The following is a 20,000-nucleotide window of genomic DNA, read 5'->3' on the forward strand; positions in this document are numbered from 1 at the left end:
ATGGCAGTTACAAATTTAAGCGAATCGGTAAAAACCGCGCTGCATATTGCACAGTCGCTGGCAAAAGAATACAGAAACGAAGTGTTTTCTGCAGCTCATTTGCTCAAAGGGTTAATGCATAAAGATGTAGGTTTAAGATCATTTATTGTGTCCATCGGGAAAGATGAGGAATACATCAGCGAATGGGCCGAAGTCCGGATTGATGAACAGGAGAAATCGGCAAGCCTTAGCGATACCGTTAGCGGTGGGCCAGAAATTGCTGTTATTTTTGAAGAAGCAGATCATGTACGCATTAAACTTGGACTTGATTTAATCACGCCGGTTTGTGTATTAACCGCGCTTGCAAAACCTGGCATTGGTTTCCGGCCCGATCAGTTAAAATCCTTCCCGATCAAAGAACGCGAAATTTTGGATCTTTATGTAAAAGACGAAGAAATTTCAAAGGTAGTTTCGCCGGATAAAACAATTGCTGGTCCGGAAAATAAAAGTACAGGCAATGCGCTGTATAAATATTGCTTGGACCGCTTGCAAATGGTTAGAGATGGCAAAACAGACCCCATAATTGGTCGTGACAAGGAAACCCGGCAAATGATGGAAATCCTTTGCCGCAGAACCAAACCCAATGTTATTTTAACTGGCGATGCCGGTGTAGGCAAAACAGCATTGGTTGATGGATTTGCGATTGATATTGTAAACCAGAACGTGCCTGATCGTCTAAAACCGGTTCAGCTTTTCGAATTGGATTTAGGATCGTTAATTGCAGGTGCATCTTATAAGGGAGAAATTGAGGACCGTTTAAAAAACATCATTAAAGAAATAAAACAGTTTGAAAAAGCGGTACTCTTTATTGATGAAATCCATACCCTATTAGATAGTAAAGGTCCTTTGGGGGCTGGGATTGGTAATTTACTGAAACCAGAACTTGCCCGTGGCGAAATCACTGTGATCGGGGCGACCACTATTGATGAATATCGTAAGATTATTGAGCCTGAGCAGGCTTTTAGCAGGCGTTTTGAAGTGCTTCAGGTAAATGAACCAAATGAAGAAACTACCATAAAAATGTTGCAGAGACTGGCTGTTAAATATGAAGAACACCATGATTTAACCATTGAGCCGGATGCTCTGGGCGAATGTGTACGGCTGGCCAAACGTTATATGAAAGACAGAAGGCTACCTGATTCGGCTTTTGATCTGTTAGACAGGACTATGGCGGCCATGAAAATGATGAACGATACTTCCGATCAGGCCATTGATAGTTTAGAAACGGAACTGGAAACCTTGAATGCAGATACGGAGCAATCTGAAGCTGATCAATTTGCAGATTATAAATGGCTTTATTCATTACTCCAAAATAAACTAAGTCCGGTTTTATTGGGGCGTTTAACGGATGAAACACAGACTGACGCCTTTGAAACCGCTGATGAATACCAGGGTTATATCAACAGCAGCCTGCAAGAATTAAAAAAATATGCTGCAGAAAAAAGTGACCGCATCTCTAAACAGGATATCGCTTCGATAGTGGCCTATAAAACAGGTATCCCAATGGGAAAACTGCAGGCTGGTGAAAAAGAAAAACTGCTCAATATGGAACAATACCTTAAAAAACGGGTAGTAGGTCAGGATCAGGCTTTAAAAGCTGTTTCTGATGCCATATTGGAATCGCGTAGTGGCTTAAACAAAAAAGGACAGCCAATTGGGTCTTTCTTTTTATTGGGCCCAACGGGTACAGGTAAAACCGAACTGGCCAAATCAATTGCTGAGTTTTTATTTAATGATGAAAAGGCAATGATCAGGTTCGATATGTCAGAATTTAAAGAAGAACACAGTGCCGCCCTGCTTTATGGAGCGCCCCCGGGCTATGTGGGCTATGAAGAAGGTGGTTTGTTGGTGAATAAGATCAGGCAGCAGCCTTACTCGGTACTATTGTTCGATGAGATTGAAAAAGCACACCCTTCAGTTTTCGATACTTTTCTGCAGATTCTGGATGAAGGCCATATGCACGATCGTTTAGGTAAAGAGGGAGATTTTAGTAATTCGCTTATTCTTTTTACCTCAAATATTGGCAGCGAATGGATCGCAGAACAGATAGGAAAAGGCGTGGTTCCGGCTTCAAACCAATTAATGGAGGTTATGGCCGGGCATTTCCGTCCTGAATTTTTAGCGCGGATCTCTGAAATTGTTCCATTTGCACCAATTAGCGAAAGTAATGTGGTGCGCATTTTTGAAATTCAGTTAAACAGTTTGGTACAGTCGCTGAACAAAATGGGTATCGAATTTGAAATAGCAGAAGATGCGAAGAAAATGATTGCTTTAGATGGCTTTACGCCCAAATATGGAGCAAGACAATTATCAGCAGTGATCAGAAATCTATTGCGCAGGCCGATTTCCAAATACATCATTTCTGGCGAGCTTAAAAAAGGATCGAAGATTAAAGTAAGCAAACATGCTGAAGAAGATAAAATAGAGTGGAATATTATTCAGCCATAAGCCATTATATTGGAACAAAAATTGAGTTAAAATGTTAACTATTATATTATTAGTATAAATTAATCGTAAATCTAAATCTACATATTATGTTTAACTATGAAATTGGAGGTAACGAGCGGAAAATTGATACCTCAGAAGCCTTCGCAGAGATTGCCCATAATAAAACGCTTTTTGTACAAAAACTTACCGATAACGAACCCATAAAACCAGAAAAGGTAGAAGGACTAAAAACCGTTAAGGAAGTATTTGCCCATTATAAACCAAATGTAAAAGTAGCTTTTGAAAAGCAGGATGGATCTACCGTTGGCGAAACCTTAAATTTTAATGATCTGAGCGATTTCGGCGTCAAAAATATCATCAATCAAAGCAACTACCTCACCAATGTGAATATCGAGCGGGATATGTCGCTTAATGTGATTAAACAGTTAAAATCGAACAAAACCTTAAAAGCTACATTGGATGATGAAGAAACTAAATCGGCCTTCATCAGTGCTTTGAAGAACTTTGTTGATGAATTGGAGCAAAATAAATAATCTTAACGCTGAGAAAACATGTCAAATCCTCAAGAATTAAAAGCAGACCAAAATATATCCGAAGCAGGTTTTAAACCGGCAGAAGGTAATACCATAGAAAAAACATCACTTAAAGATAACTTAGAAAAACTGGCCAGGGTTGGCGGTTTCGATTTGTTGGAAGCAACAGTTGATGGCCTTCAGAATTTAAATCCGGAAAGAAAAGCACGGAAACAGATTTTTTTAACCGGCGACGAAAAGAAGAAAGAACGCGAAGAGCTGAAAAAGAAAATCCAGCTTTGGATAGAAGTTCTTGAGTCTTCCGGCTCGGTGTCCGATATGGTTGAAAAAAGTACTGAAAAACTGAACGCTGCAGAAGAAAACTTAAATAAGAACATTGCTACTGCGTTAGAAAGTACCAGGGAACTGGAACAGGCTTATCGTTCGGTGCATTTATTTTATAAAAATACAGAGTCAGACAAACTGAAAAATGTGGTGTTATTAAATGCATCAATGGATCAGATCAAAGATCTTGATAATCCCCGTTTTATCGAATATGTAGATGATGAGTTGAAACAAAATTACGATCGCCTGGATCTCCGCAATAACTATTCGCTAATGGTTGTTCCGGGTTACATGGGTTCTAATAAAGTATTGGAACGGTGGGGTAAGATCGCACACAACAATAAAGCGATGCTGGTAACCGATTTTGCCGATTTGGATCAGCCGGATGATGTACTTGATTTATTTACCGCCGCCAACTTCACCGGCGGAGATGCCTTTAGATCGAACGTAATCATGACCTGTAACTGGCTGGTAGGCCGTGGTAAAGTAGCTGAGGTAGGAGAGGAAGATGATCTTACCGTGCCAGGATCGGCAGCTTTAGCCGGTAAAATGTACTATACCCTGATGTCGCAGGTTACGGCGGGTAAAAAACATGGTGCTATCAATGAAGTTGATGGTGTGAAATTCGATTTAAAGAAAAGTGAAATCTCTCATTTAGAGCGGGTAGGTTTAGTGCCAATGGTTAATGAGTACGGTAAAGTAATGGCTTTCTCAGCTAAAACACTATTCAACGGCGATAATATTGGTTTACAAACCTATTCAGTAGTGCGTGTATTCGATTATATTACCAAAGTATTGTTTGATTTCCTGAACAGAAGGGCTTTCGAAAACTGGACTTCCAAAACCGAACAGGATCTTCGCGGACAGATTGTTAAATTTTTGGATGGCATCCAGGGCGCTGACCGTTTGATTGAGCGTTTTAAGATTATGCGTTTTGAAAGGGATGAGCAACAAAAAGACAGAATCCACCTTGATATCCACATTACACCATATTTCCCGGCCAAAAGTTTTGTGGTAAAACTAGACGGACATAAAGGTGAAGATGAAAGTACCACCTGGAGTTCAGAATATAATCAGCAATAGTTTTTGATAGCTGAAATAAAAACCCAACCCTGGCGTTGGGTTTTTTTATGGGGTATGCATAACACTTAACAAATTCTTTATAATTTTGTAATGCATCAGCCCAATCAGATTAATCAAAAAAAATGAAGCAAGTACTTATCCTGAATGGGGATATCGAAAAAAACGCGTCTACAAATTTCCTGATTAACGCTTATAAGCAAGGTGCAGAAAGTGCTGGTGCTACCGTTAGGGAATTGGCCATTATCGATCTGATATTTAACTCGAACAAGCTATTTAACAATAGACAGATTGCCGAGCTAGAGCCTGATTTGCAGAGAGCCTTAACCGCAATCAGGCAAAGCAACCATATTGTACTTTTTTGTCCGGTGTATGTGGATCATATTCCGGCAAAGATTAAAGGCTTTTTTGACCGTTTGTTTATGCCTGATCAGGTTTTTGCTACGCAGCAACAAAACGTAAATAATAACTTCAGTGGCCGCTCGGCGAGAATTGTATCCATTTTAGATGGAGCCACTTTTAAGGAGTGGAAAGCAAATAAAAAAACTACTTACCTTTCTATCAAAAAAGTGGTTTTTGAAAAATGCAAAATGAGCCCGGTATTGACCAACACTATAGGCGAACTACATTCGCTTGAAAATCACTACAGCCAGAAATGGTTGGCTAAAATGGAGAAATTTGGGTCGCAGCTGATTTAAGATACTATAGTCTATTTCTAATAAGTTTAGCCTTTAATTTTGGCAACAAATTGTCCTAAAACGCTACACTTTGTGTATAATCGCTACATTTTTGTTGTGCGTTTAACTACTCTAATGTATTTGTTACAATAGATATAGTTTAGGTTTTTCCATAGTTTTTCCACAAAACACGATTCATAACTGCGTTTTTAGGCGATAAACGCCAATCCGGTATGTTAAAAAATTGCTTGCTTATAACTGATAGGCAATATATGGCACGTTTGGCCTGATATTTGGTAAATATTAAACAGTAGCGGAGGCTGCTGATAATCAAATTTTTAACCTTTAAATTTTAAAACTATGGCTTTCAAAGCTAGATTAAATTTTTCGGGCAAGGAGTACGATGTGCTTCACTGTGCCTATGCGTTAAACCGTGATGTAGATGCAAAAGGAAGACCCTCTTCTGGAGTTTACGGCGGTACCATCGACATTGAGATCGAATCAACCGAAGATACCTCAATTATCGAGGCGATGGTGAACAACCAGTACAAACCTATTACAGGAACCCTTCTGATCAAGAAAACAGAGGAAGATGCCAAAATGAAAGAAGTTCATTTCGAAGATGGTTACATTGTTAAATATTCCGAAGGGATAAACATTGTGGGCGATCATCCGATGACGCTTAAGTTCCAGATTTCGGCCCGCAAGCTAAAATTAGGAAATGCAGAACACCTTAACGACTGGCCGAAGGCCTAATTGAGGTTGAGGGTAGGAAGGTAGAAGGTGTAAGGTTTAAACGCCTAACGCCACGCGCTAAACGCTAAACAGTTTAACTAGAAGGTTTCAATCGCTTAACGCGATACGCCGAACCCCATGCTCTTAAGAATTCATTCATTTTAAAACATTTAAATTTTACTACAATGGCATTCAAAACCCGTTTAAACTTAGGATCAAAAGAATTTGATGTACTACAGTGCAGCTTTTCATTAAATAGAGATGTGGACGCAAAAGGCCGTCCATCTTCAGGTGTTTATGGTGGTACCATCCACATCGAAATCGAATCTACCGAAGATACTTCGGTGATCGAATCAATGGTTAACAACCAGTACAAGCCGCTTTCAGGCAACATCATTTTCAAAAAAGGCGAAGAAGATGCAAAGATGAAGGAACTGTCTTTCGAAGATGGTTACATCATTCAATATAATGAAGGTATTGCGGTAAACGACAATACACCGATGACTTTAAGTTTTGTGGTATCGGCACGTAAGCTAAAACTAGGCAACGCCGAACACGAAAATGATTGGCCAAAGGCATAATCATTTTATGTATATCAATTAAATTGATACGCCCCGTTTTTGTCGGGGCGTATTAGTTCACTAGCGCTTCATCTGCTATAGCAATCTAAATTATCATCGCAAGGTTGTAGGTTTATCCCGTCAGCTATTTTTACATTAAAGCTCAATGATGTCTGGCCAACGCAAAAATATTGCAGTAAAAAACACTCGCCACCCCGGTAAAATGTTTGGTTTGGCATCCGCACACAAAGATCATCAGAACAGTCCCTTTATAAAAATGGAATCATTTTTATTAGAAAAGTTATGCACTAAAACCCGGCAGCCGGATTTAGCTTAGGGTAATTTTTGTGATCAAGATTAATCAATATGGAAAAGAAACTCATTGCAGAAATCAACATAGAGGATAAGGAAATTACCCATTTTGCTTCCTTTAGTCTTACACAGGCTTTTAACGAACACCATTATTTTGAGCTGCGGTTTAACCACGATCAGATGGGCGCACCCGGGCTGATCACTTTGGATGATAGTCGCGATTTTGTGGGTAAAACTTTAACCGCATCTTTTGGCCATTCGCCAGAAAGTATGCAGAATTTTAAAGGTTTGGTTTCTAAAGTCGAACTATCACAAAACCATGGTTACCATGGTGTTTTAATCGTTAGTGGTTATAGCCCGACTATTTTAATTGATCGTGGGCCCGATCTGGGTTCTTATCTGGATAAAGATCTGAATGAGATCGTAAAACTGGCTACGAAAGATACCCCCGCTAACGATTTAAAAGTTGTGGCGAACGCTGCCAGAAGTACATCTATTGACTATATTATTCAATATAGGGAAAGCGATTTTGCTTTTTTAAACCGTCTTTCTGGCGAATACCATGAGTGGTTTTTTTACGATGGTAAACAGCTTAATTTTGGTAAACCCAACATTCAGAAAGAAATATCGCTTTTTTATGGTCGGGACGTGCAGGAAATGCAGTATGCCATGGAAATTGCACCGATCAAAAATAAGCGGTTTTCTTACAATCCTAAACAGAACGAAATGCTGCAAGGCGAAAGTACAGGAAAGGTAGAAGGTACTCCAGATTTGTCACATGCCGTTAAAGCTTCCAATTTAACATTTAGCAAAACTTTTAATCAACCTGCTTTAATCAGGGTTGATAATAGCAACGACATCAAAAATCTCGTTGAAAATGAAGAAAAGGCCAATACCAGCGAACTTCTAAAAGTTACGGCAAGAGGTGATAACGCAGGATTGAGTATTGGAAGTATTGCCGAAATTACGATGAGCCTGAGAAAAGAAATGGCCTTCACTACCGAAAGTTTAGGTAAGTTTCTGATTACCAGTATTAAACATCACATCGATGAGAATGGTAAATACCATAATAAATTCGAGGGAAGAATATCGACTACCGAACGGTTATTAGTGAAAAATTTTGAAAAACCACAACCTGATATGCAGTTGGCAGATGTGATCGATAATAATGATCCACAGGGCCAGGGCAGAATTAAGGTGAAATTTAAATGGGAATGTTTAACCAACGATGTTACCGAGTGGCTGCGCGTAGTTACCCCAAGTGCAGGTATTGGAGATAGGGGCAATAACAGGGGTTACTTTGCCATCCCGGAAATAGATGATCAGGTCATGGTTGCTTTCGAAGAAGGCAATATTGCACGTCCGGTAGTAATGGGAAGTGTTTACCATAGTTCCAGCGTAGACAGTAGCCCTTTAATTAAAAACCACCTTAAAAGTATTATTACCCGGAGCGGTCACCTGGTTGAGTTTGATGATGATGCAGCCACACAGGGGATAAAAATTACCGATATCCATAATAATATCATCCATATCGATACCAAAGGCAATAATATCACCATTACTGCATTGGAGAACATGACCCTGAACTGTAAAAATATGCAGATTAATGTTCAGGAGAATATGGATGTAAGTGTGGGGCAAGATCAGAGTACAAGTGTTGGAAATAATCAAAGCACTTCTGTTAACAAAGATATTTCAACTGTTGCAGGTAGTAATTATTTATTGAGCGCTACTGGCGAAATCCGTGAAAACTCAGATGTTCGCACGGAGTTTGTCACCAAAGATTTTGTCAGACAGGCCGAAGTATCTAATGAACTGGCTGGTGAAATTACACTATTTAGCCAAAAAGAAAACATGACTTTACAAAGTGGTAAAACCGTCGAGGTTAACAGTGCGGAGAAATCAAAACTCTTTTAAATAATGGCGATTAAAAAACAATGCACCAATATGAGGATTTACGTAAGCAAAGATTATAATCTTTTAGTTGGAAGTAGCTTAAAAAAAATTGCTGAACGGATAAATGTTGAAGCAAAGAGCAATAACCTTTCTTTGGTTAGTAATAAAAAAGTAGTTGGAGAGGGTGGTAAATCAAGTTAATTATGGCAAAGGTCACATTTGGAAACTATACTCCACAGGAAGATCCCAAAGATACTTTACAATACGTTTATTATACACGTGAGGGAGAATATCTTGGCGGGATTGCAGGGAGTGCTAAAATATTTACGACAACAAAGGATAAATATGATCAGGCTGTAGCTGCAAAAAATTGGGAGTCTTTAAATGTGGATGCAAACCTGGTTAAGTATGATGGTAAAGCACTTTTACATTCAGATTTCCGCTACATTGCTTATATCGTCAGTCATGAATCTGGTAATGCTGATATCAAAGAGCTCAGGTGCGTAGCTTTCACCAGTCGCAATAGGGCTGTTTCCACCAAAAAAACATGGCGTTCACTACTTGCTTCAGGTTACTCTTCCGTGCCTAATAAGAAAGAGCTACCTGATAAAAATGATGAAAAATCAAAATTGGCTAGATATGCCGTACTGGATGTTTGTTTCGGTGTAAAAGATATTACAGATGGAGCCGAATTTTGGGATGGAACCGATTTTCTTGCCTGGGGCAATTCTGAAACAAACCCATATAACAAATTGGGGCAAAATAAATTTGATGAATATAAATTCGTTGAAATTCCAAAAGCCATATACGATGATTTTGTTGCTGCCAATGGCACTTCAGCCAGATATAAAGATAAGGGTAACCATGATGCCAATACAGATCAGGGTACGCATGAACATTTGAAAAAGAAAGCTAAAAAGCCTGTACTTGGGCCTGATGGCAAGCAAATAAAAGGCGCCGACGGAAAACTACAATTTAAAGAAGTTGAAGTGCCTGACAGAATTAAATATGCCGTTCCATCAGCCGATTTTCAAGACCAACAATACTGGACAAGTGGAAATTTTTATTACGAAACTAATGTAAAGGCTACAAACGGTATTTCTGCTACCATTACTGCCGGGAAAAGTATATTCTGGAAATTAACACCTAACCGTTTAACTGCTGAAACTGCAAAATAAAATATGAATAATATTATATTAGTATTTATACTCCATTTTTTTATTGTTTTTTCTGTAACTGCACAGCAATCACAGAAGAAAGAAAATTCCTATGACGGAACTTTATTAACGCGAGTAACGGAAGTTAAATCTGAGGATGGCAATGAAAGAGATATAAGTAGGATATTATACCTGCAAAACAGTTCAAAAGACAGTCTTTTTGTATATAAAATTGCTGATGGTGTAATCTCTGAAGCTACTGCATATTTTTTAACAAGTAGTAATAAAGGACTTTATCTAACAGCTAAGCCTATATTAAGTGATGCGGAGGTCCCTAATAAACTGCAAATTAAGTTTTCTGACACCGAACATGCTATGCTTATTAATCAACAAGATAAATATGTATTATATCCAAAATTCTATACATCGATTAAACATGAAATAAATACGACACGTACTGTTATTGGTTTATTTGATCTTTTAGAAGATTATTTGGAGGATTATTCAATCCGTGATATTTATCCGACGTTATTATCTGAGAATAGGATAAGATGGGATAAAACTATTCAGCATGCAAAAATTACAACACAACGTAACCAGTCAGATTTAAAAGATACCTGGGATTACAAATATCAGTATAACAACCAAAGCAAACTGGTATCAGTTAAAGCTACATCAGGGGAGGAAATACATTTTAGTAAGAAAATGAGTTACATCAATTCGAGCGTAATCAAAATGGATGTTTACCGGAATACAGAAGATCGTCAGATTCTATCAAGAAAGGTTGTCTATAATCCTTTGAAAAATAATCAGCTTGATATAAGCGATCAGGTTGAAGAAACGGGTCAAAACAAAGAGACTATGCTGATTACAAAAATCCATAGTAAAAACATAGGAAAGGTAAAATCTTTATATCTATCTCGTGAGGAGATAAACAAGTTAATAAAGCAATTAAAATGAATATAAGTGATTTGATGTAAATTGATCTGTGACAAGAATTACCTCCACTTAGAAGCATGTCTTTTAAATCTAATCAGTTTATAACGGCGACAAAATGGACATCTCAAATAAAAAAATATATTACTCAGGTGTAAATGCACTTCGTTTAGAGTGGCCTGCTGATTTGTCTGCACATTATGGGGTTTTGATCACTTTCAACGAAGGGGAGGGAAATGCTAACGAAGTAAAGTATGAAGTTCGGGTAACGCGCCTAAAACCCGGTAAGACAGGGCAACCTTTGTTTCAGATTGATAGAATAAGTGATGTTTTTATTAATGAAATACCGCCCGACCTTATAGCCGATAAACTGGCATATGAACTAGGGAAAGTATTTTATCCCTTGGTAATAACGGTTAATCAAAATGGAGGCTTCCAAAGTATTTATAATCATGAGGAGATTTTAAAGAGATGGCAATCGGTTAAAAAAAATGTGCTTGATAATTTTGAAGGTCAGCTGGTAGAAGATTATGTCTGCCGTATGGAAAAACAGCTTTCCAATCCTGATCAAATTACACTTGCGTTTGTTAACAACGACTGGTTTATACATACTTTTTTTAAACCTGTTTATAAAGAATATGGACCTCATCATGCTACAGAAAGCTTGTACAAGTTTCCAATCGCAAGAAATTTTGATGTAGAGGGTTATTTAACTCAAGAGGAGATAAGCAGCGAAACCAATCATTTTGGTGCAATAGAATTAGTGCATAATGGTATCATCAAACCCTTAGAAGATGAATTATTCATCACTTATAGGCATACAGGCGATTATGTAGGGAATTATTTTTTACACCCTAAAAATAGGAGGATCTTATCAGTCGTTTCGGATTTCAGTTATAGGGCGCAAGAAGAATCAAAAGTAAAAATAAGGATTACTGTGATCCCTGAAAATGGATTCGAGTTCGATCACGATTTTGAATTGGATACCAATGTTAAAGGCTTGCCGGTAACAGAAATGGTGATAATTGATGGACAATCGCCGAGAAAAGGGTTTTGGGATCGTTTACTAAATAAGTAAAATATGGCAGAGAAACATGTTGTAGTTCAGGGTGCACAATGTATGTGCAAATTTGGATCGGCGCCAGATAAATTAAAGGTGCTGACACATAACAAAGAGTATGCGAACGACAGAGATGGCAGTAAGAAATTGATAGCGACCACTGTAGATATTGGCACAACCTTCGAGAAAAACATATTTGGTTCATGTTCAAAAATGAACAATAAACCTTGCTCTGTAACGGTGACGAAATGGTCGGGTTTTTATGAAGACACGGTATTGACAAACGGAGGGAAAATTTTGCTCGAAGATAGTAAAGCTACCTGTCCGATAGGAGGCGCCGATTGCATTGAGATTATTCAACATGGTCAAAAAGCAGAGGCCTCAAAACAAAACTTTGATAATGCAAATAAAGATGTACAATCACAGCTCAACCCCTTGTCAGAATCTTTAGATGAATCTGCAAATAATTTTAACGGTTTAGAAGCGAGTGTCAAAGCATAACGTATGGCAAAGGGAATAAAGAAAATTGTTTGGACCGGCGAAGGTAAAGTATATAATGCTAAGAAAGGATCTATCCCCGGTCAGTTATTGGTAATTGCTCCTGATCAGTATGTTTGGTTCAAAATAGGCGAATGGCAGGCGGGCACTACCGATCAAGATAAAAAGAAAGATATTAAATGGGCCGTTTTTAATAACAGAAGTATTATTGATCTTCAGAAAACAATACCAAGCCATTTTAGTTATGGTTACCGGATACCTAGAAGATTATGCGGACCATATCTTTGGTATATTGAAGCAACATGGAGCGGAAATTTCGATAGTAAATCCGGGTTAAAGATCAGGGGTGAATCGCCGGCAAAAATAGTAGACAGCCGATGGAGCCAAAATGAAGGTGGACCCGATGTACGCAAAACTTACCAGTTTTCTTATGGAGAACTTATTTGGCTCAGGCTTTTTACCGAAGGTTTAAATGGCTATGAAAACGTAGAAGTAAGGGTTTTCAGAAGACTGAGGTCGGCCATGGGTTTATGGCCAAAAGATGATGAGGTAACCCGTAAAATTTACAGGGTTAGTGTAATCAATGGAGAAATTAATTTAAAAATTCCCAATACCTATGCCTGGTACCAATCTATGAACGATAGGGCTGAAGTGGAGGAATTTTATGTTCGTGTGGTACATCCGGTAACTGGTAAATATATAGAAGATACCAGAGAAAAACCCGATACGGCCCATGCCCGTTTTTTAAGGATAAAAGACAAGGTGAAATCGCAGGTAGTGGAAAAGCCTCAAAACAGAACACCTGTTACCATTTACCAACCGGATAAAAATGAAGCAAGGTTTGAATTATGTAAGTTTGAGCAGATCCTTTTAACCGAAGAGGGAGGGAAACCTGAACTTATTTTTGATAATGGAAAAGGAATGAAGAATACTGTCGATAGAAGAGAAAAAATAGTTGAATCTATTCATTTTAAGTTTGATAGTACAGAATTATTACCTGAAAGTTTAAAACAGCTCAATAACATTTTGAGGTTTTTATTGGAGCATCGTCATAGCACCATTCATCTCGATGGTTTTGCCTGTGTAATTGGGAAACAAAATCACAATAATGTATTGTCGCAGAATAGAGCAATAACCGTTAGGGAATTTTTTATAAAGGGAAAGTTAGATGCTAACCGGATTAAAACCACTGGACATGGAGAGGTTAGTCCTACTGATGATAAAATGGGTCGGGATAATATCAAATATAAAAATGAATACGAATACGTAAATAACAGACGGGTAGATATTGCATTTGAATATTATGGTCATAATGCCGAAACTATTATTTATGAAACAATAGCGGGCAATAAACCCAAAAAAATTACAATAGAACCAATAAATTTTGATACCAAAGCTTGTTTCGAACGCAAAAAACATAGCAAAACCATCAAGTTGGTCAATGTTGATGTAAATGCTGAAAGCGAAGGTAAAATTACGGTGCCGGCAGTATCTACAATGAGTAAATTTAACGTTGTACCTTTGAATTATATCTGGCCGAGACGGGATGGTATAATGAATATCTATTCCGTTCATATTCATACCTGCAGATATTATTCTGTGTTAAATAACGCAACACTTGCCATACATGTTTACTCAGACATTAAATGGACGTTAGAATTTAAATGGTCTCATACGCAGCCTTTCGCCTATTCATATGGTAATAAACTATACGGTTATGAGTTAAAAAATGCCCAAGATAAAGCCATTGGGTCCGCTATTGATGCAGAGTGGTCTAAACGATACGGGGAAATGGCGCAAAAGTTTGAGTTATCTCTAATAGGAGAATGGACTTCGGCAAGTGGCAGCAAACAGAAGATAGAATTTGGGAAGGAGTGGGCAGAGCGTATTGCAAAAACATTGAAAGTTATCAATCAGGTTAAGCAGATGGCTGATCGTGTATCAAATTCCAGTTTAGCCAAAGGACGTTTTATGTTTGAAGTTAAAGCACCTGTTTTGGCCGTTTCTGCTCAGTGGTACCTTAAAAAAGCAAATCGTGTCGTCGGCGAGATCGTTGAGATTGGAGCAGATACTAGTCCTTTGATTGAGGCAGATATAAGTATCGATCTCATAGATATTGTGCTTAAATATGGTGGTAATGCAATATGCCCGGGAGCTGGAGAAGTGCTGGCATGGGTAAAAGATAAAATGAACAAATATGTCAAAATTACGTTTATAGTAACACTTGGCGGTGCAATTAACGTTTCGGGCAAGACGATAATTAATATCCGGTTTCCAAAAGAAACAACTGGTGAAGTAAAAATCACTGGCGAAATAAAAGTGAGTATTGAATTTAAAGCTACTGCAAAAGCCGAAACAGCAAGTATGGGTATTTCAGGAATTTTAAAGGCTGATGCTAAAACCAGTGTTACTGGTGGTGTAAAAGTTGGCGCAGATAATGATGGTGTATATGTTGCTCCTGTAGCAGAATTTGGAGGGATCAAAGCAACTTTTGTTGCTGCGACAACTATTAAGTTTGGCTTTATTAAGCGAACTTTCAGTTATGATGGAGAAGCAGTGCTTGTAGAAAAGGATGAGGTTAATTTTAAAAAGCATTATCTAATTTAATTTTTATTTATGAAAAAAATTACGGTCATTTTATTTTGTTTGGCTCTGTGGAGTTGTAGTCAAAAGAAAATCGATTTAAAAGATCTTATAGTAGGTCAAAAGCCAAATATTGATCTTTCAGCTTTTACCGATAATATCAAAGAACAGCGTGGACGTTTTGAAATGCCAACAGAAAATGGTGTTCAACTAGTTGATACAGGCGAAAAAGTAGTATATTATTATTTTGCAGGTAAAAAAAACATAACTTTCTATAAGGCTAAAATTGCAGATGTTTTAGAAACCAAAGTTGTGACCTATAATGGTTTAGTGAGCTTTATAAGCGTGCATCCAGATAACAGAGATGCTGTAAGTTTGCTTAAAGATTTGCTTAAAACTTACGGCGCCCCCGATTCGATTTCCTATGATACAAGAAAATTCATAGGCTCAGATAGCGAAACCGCTAATGTTTTAAAAAATGCATTACCACGCTATGTAAAGGAGGTAGCAGATGAATTTGATAATAAGTCAACACAATATCCTCAGCAGTTTTTTTGGAGCAAAAATGATATACTTACCCACATAACAATAGATCCGACAAATGCAAATCTCAATATGTCTGTTAAGATTGTAACCAAACGAGCTTATATGGACCACATTGTTCAAGAATATGCAAAACCACTATTAAAAGAATATGATAGTCCCTTTGCCCACCTTTTTAAAAAATAGTGGATCACCCAATTTGGGTATCCGACGAACAAAGACTAATAGTTAGTTTGTACATAAATTACTAATGATGAAAGAACCTTATTACTTAGTAGACTTTAATGTCTCACTAGCAAATTTTGATATTTTGATCAATGATGTGCTTGCCTTTTCTTATAACGATGGGGGAGGCATTTACTCAAATTATCCTATTAACCATTTTATCCTAAGCAGTGGTGTACAGCAGGTTAAAGTGAGGTTCAAACCTTTAAAAAATTCACAAACCATACATCATGAAGCCGAAGCCATTATCAAAATCCAATACCTTGATGCTTCTACAATGGATCAGGAGCAGCTGACAACCGTATATGAGTATAAAATGCCAAAGGCTAAAAGGGATACATTACCGATGTTAGAATCAACAGGCGAATTTAAGGCAGAAGTACCCTATCGGTTAATAGGCTGGAGTGATGCCGGTATAATCGATATTAAAAATGAAGCTGCTCTTGAACGGATACATAACTATTACCGCCGTATTTATACACTTTTTAAAGATAAGGATGTAAACAGTCTTACCTTGCTCTTAAAAAAAAGATATGAAGAAACAGATGCATCCATGTACCTCGACGAAGATAATATAGCTGGATTAAATAATATCTTTAAGATGCTGGAAGCTGAGGGCTATATCATGCAGGATTTTCCTGAAACACCACAGATATCTTGGTATGCGAAAAATAGAATAGTGAATTTAGTTAGGGAGAATACATCACCTGTTATTTTTTATCTAAAAAAGGAGACGAATGAAGAATTTGGGTTTCCTTTCTACATTCATCTGCCTAAAGGCAAAAATTCTTTTGAAATTATCCGATAGATAGCTTGTATTAACGCATATCCAGCGTATAAAACGTCGTTTGTAGTTGATGAGAAAGATGTTAACTGGAAAATTTTGGGCTGGAGCAAAAGTAAAAAGTTAAATAACGATCCAAACCTTCGCAAAGAAGTTGATGAATTTTATAACAATTACAAAAAGGTATTGGAAGAGGGTGATAGAAATAAATTTCTTTCATTAGTAAGAACTGCAATTGATGAAGAAGCAGCATCAAAACCCTTGGACAAAGAGATTGAAAATAAGCTTACCAAGAATATGATTGATTATGCTGCTGAAAAAAGAAATTTTATATATCCCTGTACAAAAGCAGAATTAAAATTTTTTGGAGATGGGAGAGTGGTAACTTTGGTATGTGCAGATACACTTACATTCGGATATGCTCCGCTGATTTCTAAGACTGCTAAAAGTATGGTGCCAAAATCTCACACCTTTTATCTTCACAAACCAGCAGGTACCAATAAACTCGAAATTATCAGATGATAAAAGAAAGGTTGTTTTATCTTTTTCTTAAAATAGGCCCTTAACTTTTTATTTCTGGTATCGAACTTAAATAATAAGACTTTGGAAGCACTTTTAATAAGATAATTTATATTGTAAAATATGTTTTATAAAATCTATTTAGAAAATAACGAGCTGATTATTCAAACATTCTTTTTAAAGGAGAAAATTGCTATTGATTCAATTGATGACATCATTATTTTCTATAATCGAAGTTTTAATAAGCATAAACTATTTACTTACTTTAATAAGCCAGTACAATATGAACTAACCAGGAAATCCTGGTTTTATCAAATGTTATTTCAAATATTTTTAGTTTTTAATACAGAAAAGTTTAGAATTTACCGGGTTTATGAAAACGAAATCATTACCCTAATGTTAAGCTTGTTAAAGCCGTACTTTCCTACGCTCATTGAAACCAAAGATCTGGATTTAGACAATAGTTTTATATGGATGACTGAGGATGAGGGTGGCCACTTTAAGAAAACGAAACTTGTTTATAGTAGGGAAGGCTTAGGTTTAAAAAGAGTAATGTTGAAGCATAAGATATTGACGCAGAAATAGCTAAGTATTATCTTTCAACAGCAATTTAATCACATTTTTTAAAGCAGGGTTTCGGTTAGATTCTTTCCAGATCATATAGAGTTCTGTTCGTTGCGGAATATGGGTGAGTTCTACAAATTTTACGTTTTCCCGGTAGCCATATTGCAGGCCGGTAGGCACAATGGCGATACCCAAACCTTCTTCTACCAGTTTGAAAATGGTTAACGCATTAACCGATTTATGATAGGTTTTAGGTTTAAAGCCATGATCTTCGCAAATGCTCATCATCAGGTCGTAATAAAATGGACTATCGTCACTCGAGAAAAAGATAAAAGGTTCATCGCCCAGCTTTTTTACCGCTTCAGAGCTGGCCTTTTTTATCGGGTGATTTTTAGGTAATACCAGCGAAAAGGTATCCTGGTGGATCATGTATTTAGAAATGCCAGGATTAAACTGCTGCATTCTTACAAAACCCAAATCAAGCATATCTTTTTCCAATAGTTCGATCTGTAACTTGTTGGGCATTTCATCCAGATTGGTGCTGATCTCCGGAAAATCTTTGTTCAGTTTAAAAATTACTTCAGGTACAATTTTTTGCGCCGCAGACCCTAAAAAGCCGATGCGAAGTTCGCCCTGTTTACCCTCATTAATATTGCTGATCTGTTTTTTAATGTTTTCGATATGGCTGAATAGAAAATCTACCTCCGCTTTAAGGTAAACACCTGCTTCGGTTAGGGTTACTTTTTTCTTGTTCCGGTCAAATAGTGGTGCATTAAAAATCTCTTCCATTTGCTTAATCTGCCGGCTTAGTCCAGGTTGCGAAATAAATAAGCGGTCTGCAGCCTTTCTAAACTTCAGTTCCTCAGCCAAAACCTGAAAATATTTGAAATGCCTAAGCTCTATCTGATAACTCATGGTTATTACATGATGATGTAATTGGTATTTATAGGTATCAAATATAGCGCTTATTTTTGTTTAAAACCTTCATCATATGAGCGTACAACAGATTTTTAACTACGGAACAGATCATTTAACCGCTAAATTGGCTTTGGCCATTAGTAAAGGTGAAGTGAAAGGCATATTAAGCGAAAGTTCAAGGGCGAAAGTGCTCGAAAGCAGTCAGGCGGTAGAGCGGATAGCTATATCAGGTAAGGCGGTTTATGGTATTAATACAGGATTCGGCCCGCTTTGTACTTCCATGATTTCGGCTGTTGACACCCGGAAACTGCAGGAAAACATTCTGAAAAGCCACGCTGTTGGTGTTGGTGAGCCGATAGATAGTGAAATATCAAAACTGATGCTGGTGTTAAAGCTCCAGGCATTGGCACAGGGCTTTTCAGGGATTAAAATCGAAACGCTCGACCGAATGATCTGGTTTTTAGAAATTGGGGCTACGCCTGTAGTGCCTAAGCAAGGCTCTGTTGGTGCTTCTGGCGATCTTGCTCCCCTTTCTCATTTGTTTTTGCCACTGATTGGTTTAGGCAAGGTTCATTATCATGGCGAAATTATAGCCACGGCCGAACTGTTAAAGCAACATCGTATAGAGCCGATACAACTTGGCCCCAAAGAAGGTTTGGCTTTAATTAATGGAACGCAGTTTATTGCTGCGCATGCCGTTAAAGTGGTACAACGTTTGGAAAATGTACTTTCATCTGCTGATATTATCGCTGCATTGATGATTGAAGGTTTACAGGGATCAGAAAAACCTTTTCATGCAAAGCTCCACCAGTTGCGGCCATATCCGGCAAACATCGCCGTGGCAGAACAGGTGCGTAAACTATTGGAGGGTTCTGAAATCATGAAATCGCATGCCAATTGTGCCAAAGTACAGGATCCGTATTCTTTAAGGTGTATTCCACAGGTGCATGGCGCTTCCAGAACGGCGTGGCTGCATTTAAAAGAAGCTTTGGAAATAGAACTGAACTCGGTAACCGATAACCCGGTTATAATGGATGATGACTTAACTATCAGTGGGGGGAATTTTCACGGTCAGCCACTGGCTTTGCCACTCGATTACGCCTGTTTGGCTGCCGCTGAAATTGGGAATATCAGCGATCGGAGGATTTATCTTTCCTTGGAAGGTAATACCCCTGGTGTGCCAAAATTACTGATGAAAGAGACTGGATTAAATTCGGGTTTCATGATCGTTCAATATACTTCTGCGGCGCTGGCCAGCGAAAACAAAGGTCTGTGTTTCCCCGCCAGTGCCGATAGCATCCCCACGTCTTTAGGCCAGGAAGATCATGTAAGCATGGGCTCCATTAGTGGACGTAAAGCATTGCAGGTGATTGAAAACGTGGAGAAAATCCTGGGTGTTGAATTATTCTGTGCCGCACAGGCGGTTGATTACCATCAGCCATTAAAACCTGGAAAAATTTTGGCTGCTGTACATGATTTTGTGCGTACTGAGATTGATCATTTTGAGGAAGACCAGATTATGTACGATCGGATGGAAAATGCCATCGAAATGGTGCAGCATGGTAAGATTGTTGCCGTTGCCAACAAAGCATCTACAATAAATTAAGAA

At 37.9% G+C, this 20,000-nt stretch carries 19 protein-coding genes; 18 read left to right on the forward strand and 1 reads right to left on the reverse strand.

Features of this window, described 5'->3' with window-relative positions; all coding sequences use genetic code 11:
- The 17 genes from ABEG20_RS19270 (at position 1) to ABEG20_RS19350 (ending at position 17,494) form a co-directional block, all read left to right on the forward strand.
- The gene (locus ABEG20_RS19270) at positions 1 to 2,487 is read left to right on the forward strand and encodes an ATP-dependent Clp protease ATP-binding subunit (protein ID WP_406824861.1); all 2,487 of its coding nucleotides are present in this window, start codon (positions 1 to 3) and stop codon (positions 2,485 to 2,487) included.
- Between the two features lie 86 nt (positions 2,488 to 2,573).
- Positions 2,574 to 3,020: a hypothetical protein gene (locus ABEG20_RS19275; RefSeq protein ID WP_406824862.1), complete on the forward strand. Its 447-nt coding sequence runs from the start codon at positions 2,574 to 2,576 to the stop codon at positions 3,018 to 3,020.
- Positions 3,021 to 3,038: 18 nt separating this feature from the next.
- Positions 3,039 to 4,427 (forward strand): DUF5458 family protein, encoded by a 1,389-nt coding sequence (locus ABEG20_RS19280; protein WP_406824863.1) that lies wholly within the window; start codon positions 3,039 to 3,041, stop codon positions 4,425 to 4,427.
- A gap of 122 nt (positions 4,428 to 4,549) precedes the next feature.
- Positions 4,550 to 5,122, forward strand: coding sequence for an NAD(P)H-dependent oxidoreductase (locus tag ABEG20_RS19285; protein WP_406824864.1), 573 nt, complete (start codon positions 4,550 to 4,552; stop codon positions 5,120 to 5,122).
- A 339-nt stretch (positions 5,123 to 5,461) separates the two neighbouring features.
- Complete coding sequence (tssD, locus tag ABEG20_RS19290; RefSeq protein ID WP_090496868.1) at positions 5,462 to 5,857, forward strand: type VI secretion system tube protein TssD; 396 nt, start codon at positions 5,462 to 5,464, stop codon at positions 5,855 to 5,857.
- 164 nt (positions 5,858 to 6,021) lie between these two features.
- Entirely contained in the window at positions 6,022 to 6,417 is a 396-nt protein-coding gene (tssD, locus tag ABEG20_RS19295) for a type VI secretion system tube protein TssD (protein WP_090983662.1), read from the forward strand.
- 345 nt (positions 6,418 to 6,762) lie between these two features.
- A complete protein-coding gene (locus tag ABEG20_RS19300) occupies positions 6,763 to 8,625 on the forward strand; it encodes a type VI secretion system Vgr family protein (protein ID WP_406824865.1) in 1,863 nt (620 codons plus the stop codon).
- 30 nt (positions 8,626 to 8,655) lie between these two features.
- Complete coding sequence (locus ABEG20_RS19305) at positions 8,656 to 8,805, forward strand: hypothetical protein (protein ID WP_406824866.1); 150 nt, start codon at positions 8,656 to 8,658, stop codon at positions 8,803 to 8,805.
- Between the two features lie 2 nt (positions 8,806 to 8,807).
- Positions 8,808 to 9,782 carry a hypothetical protein gene (locus tag ABEG20_RS19310; protein ID WP_406824867.1) on the forward strand — a complete coding sequence of 325 codons (975 nt, stop codon included), beginning with the start codon at positions 8,808 to 8,810 and terminating at the stop codon, positions 9,780 to 9,782.
- Between the two features lie 3 nt (positions 9,783 to 9,785).
- Positions 9,786 to 10,721, forward strand: a complete 936-nt coding sequence (locus tag ABEG20_RS19315; RefSeq protein WP_406824868.1) for a hypothetical protein — start codon at positions 9,786 to 9,788, stop codon at positions 10,719 to 10,721.
- A 94-nt stretch (positions 10,722 to 10,815) separates the two neighbouring features.
- Positions 10,816 to 11,775: a hypothetical protein gene (locus ABEG20_RS19320; RefSeq protein WP_406824869.1), complete on the forward strand. Its 960-nt coding sequence runs from the start codon at positions 10,816 to 10,818 to the stop codon at positions 11,773 to 11,775.
- A 3-nt stretch (positions 11,776 to 11,778) separates the two neighbouring features.
- Positions 11,779 to 12,258 (forward strand): DUF4280 domain-containing protein, encoded by a 480-nt coding sequence (locus tag ABEG20_RS19325; protein ID WP_406824870.1) that lies wholly within the window; start codon positions 11,779 to 11,781, stop codon positions 12,256 to 12,258.
- A 3-nt stretch (positions 12,259 to 12,261) separates the two neighbouring features.
- Positions 12,262 to 14,862: an OmpA family protein gene (locus ABEG20_RS19330; protein ID WP_406824871.1), complete on the forward strand. Its 2,601-nt coding sequence runs from the start codon at positions 12,262 to 12,264 to the stop codon at positions 14,860 to 14,862.
- Between the two features lie 9 nt (positions 14,863 to 14,871).
- Positions 14,872 to 15,567: a hypothetical protein gene (locus ABEG20_RS19335; protein ID WP_406824872.1), complete on the forward strand. Its 696-nt coding sequence runs from the start codon at positions 14,872 to 14,874 to the stop codon at positions 15,565 to 15,567.
- Positions 15,568 to 15,631: 64 nt separating this feature from the next.
- Positions 15,632 to 16,414 (forward strand): hypothetical protein, encoded by a 783-nt coding sequence (locus tag ABEG20_RS19340; RefSeq protein ID WP_293742404.1) that lies wholly within the window; start codon positions 15,632 to 15,634, stop codon positions 16,412 to 16,414.
- A gap of 75 nt (positions 16,415 to 16,489) precedes the next feature.
- The gene (locus tag ABEG20_RS19345; protein WP_406824873.1) at positions 16,490 to 16,912 is read left to right on the forward strand and encodes a hypothetical protein; all 423 of its coding nucleotides are present in this window, start codon (positions 16,490 to 16,492) and stop codon (positions 16,910 to 16,912) included.
- Between the two features lie 120 nt (positions 16,913 to 17,032).
- Complete coding sequence (locus ABEG20_RS19350) at positions 17,033 to 17,494, forward strand: hypothetical protein (protein WP_293742406.1); 462 nt, start codon at positions 17,033 to 17,035, stop codon at positions 17,492 to 17,494.
- On the opposite strand, the gene ABEG20_RS19355 is transcribed toward ABEG20_RS19350, so the two are convergent.
- Positions 17,495 to 18,388 (reverse strand): LysR family transcriptional regulator, encoded by an 894-nt coding sequence (locus tag ABEG20_RS19355; RefSeq protein ID WP_406824874.1) that lies wholly within the window; start codon positions 18,386 to 18,388, stop codon positions 17,495 to 17,497.
- A gap of 76 nt (positions 18,389 to 18,464) precedes the next feature.
- On the opposite strand from ABEG20_RS19355, the gene hutH reads away from it, so the two are divergent.
- Positions 18,465 to 19,997: a histidine ammonia-lyase gene (hutH, locus tag ABEG20_RS19360; RefSeq protein WP_406824875.1), complete on the forward strand. Its 1,533-nt coding sequence runs from the start codon at positions 18,465 to 18,467 to the stop codon at positions 19,995 to 19,997.
- The last annotated feature ends 3 nt before the right edge of the window (positions 19,998 to 20,000 follow it).

This window comes from Pedobacter sp. KACC 23697 (assembly GCF_045348445.1).
Classification (GTDB): domain Bacteria; phylum Bacteroidota; class Bacteroidia; order Sphingobacteriales; family Sphingobacteriaceae; genus Pedobacter.